Annotated in this window: 3 protein-coding genes; all 3 read left to right on the plus strand. The window is 22.6% G+C overall.

Going from position 1 to position 1,545, the window contains the following annotated elements; genetic code table 11:
* Nucleotides 1-31 precede the first annotated feature (31 nt).
* Complete coding sequence (locus HMPREF0202_RS07060) at nucleotides 32-277, plus strand: hypothetical protein (protein ID WP_023050215.1); 246 nt, start codon at nucleotides 32-34, stop codon at nucleotides 275-277.
* Nucleotides 274-543, plus strand: a complete 270-nt coding sequence (locus HMPREF0202_RS07065; protein WP_023050216.1) for a hypothetical protein — start codon at nucleotides 274-276, stop codon at nucleotides 541-543. Before HMPREF0202_RS07060 ends, HMPREF0202_RS07065 begins: the two co-directional genes overlap by 4 nt.
* A gap of 87 nt (nucleotides 544-630) precedes the next feature.
* Nucleotides 631-1,230 (plus strand): type II toxin-antitoxin system PemK/MazF family toxin, encoded by a 600-nt coding sequence (locus tag HMPREF0202_RS14750; protein WP_023050217.1) that lies wholly within the window; start codon nucleotides 631-633, stop codon nucleotides 1,228-1,230.
* The last annotated feature ends 315 nt before the right edge of the window (nucleotides 1,231-1,545 follow it).

Consider the following 1,545-nt stretch of genomic DNA (forward strand, 5'->3'; position numbering starts at 1 on the left):
TTGTTATTCCGCGTTTTCCTGATGGGACCCCATGTGGAGAACTCCTGAACTTGCAGGGAGTTTAGTTGGAGGAACTCCCTCTTTAAATTGGAATAGTTTTTCTCAAGATTCTAAAGGTTTAAAAAATGCAATTCAATCACAATCAAGAGCATTAGGAAATATTTCAAAAAGCTTAGGAAAAAATGGAGTTAAAGGAATAGAAGCCAGTAAGAAAGGTTTTAATAATGCAAAAACAAAAATAAGTCAAATGGCTAATTTTAATAGGGGGAGAAAATGAAAAAAATTGATAAAAGTTTTATAGTTGGATTAATATTTGTGGTATTTATTTTTGTTAAAGATCCATCACAAATTTTAATATTTTTTAAAGAGTTTCTTATGATTTTTTCATTTGCTATTTTAATTCATTTCTTGATTAGAAAAAATAAATTGAATAAATTGAGAAATTATTTTGAAAAATTGGATAATATAATTTATTCTAAAATTTTTTTTAAATTAGATAATATTTTAAATTTTTTCTTAAAAATTTGTAAAATTAAAAATTGATATAAAAATTTAAAATGTTTATAATAATAAGATATATTAAAAAGAGCTTTTATTTTAAAGCTCTTTTTACAGGATACAGGAGGGGAAATGGGATTATATAGTAAAGGAGTTATAGAGCAGCATATATATTATGTAGACTTTGATCCAGTTCAACAAAATGAATTTAATGGGAAGCATATGGCTATTGTTTTACAAAAAAATAAAGATAATCAAACAGCTATAGTTATACCTTTAACATCAAGTTCTAAAGGAGATAATAAATTAAATTTAGGAAAAATACATAATTTACCAGGAGATTTAAATAAGAGAAATAGTTATTTAGTTTTAGACCAAATGAGAACTGTTAATTATAATAGGTTTAGCCAATTTATTGATAAAGGAAACTATATTCAAGTTAAAATAGATGATGCTTTTTTTTATAAAGCGATAGAATCAGTTTTATTAAATTCAATAAGGAGTATGGAGCTAGATAATAAAATAGATTTTTTTATTAAAATCTTAAATAAATTAAAATTAGAAAAATTAGTAAATTTATGCTATTCTTGGAAAAAATTAGAGGAAAAACAAAAAATTTACGAAAAAGAAATAAAAGAATTAATTGATTTATCTGTGAACTATGAAGAAGAATTAAATCAAAAAGATATAGATAATGGAATTCTTGATTTAATAAATAACTTGAAAAAATAAGAAAAAGTGTTATAATTGAATTAAGATAAGGTTGAAACCTTAAATGTTTATGATGAGTTGTGATGACTCGATGTTGAAGAGATAGGAAGGAATTCCTGAAAAATATTGATATTGGGAGGAATCCTAATAAAAAAAGCAATCCTTTAATAATAAGGATTGCTTTTTTTATTAAAATTTTTTTATTAGATTTCTATGTAGAATTACATAGAAATTTATATATTTGAAATTAAAGCTAAAAAAAAATATTGCAATGGTCTTTTTGATGTGCTAATATGAAACAAGATAAAAAATTAACCACATTAATATAAAAAAAAA

Origin of the sequence: Cetobacterium somerae ATCC BAA-474, from assembly GCF_000479045.1 — a bacterium.
Lineage (GTDB): Bacteria > Fusobacteriota > Fusobacteriia > Fusobacteriales > Fusobacteriaceae > Cetobacterium_A > Cetobacterium_A somerae.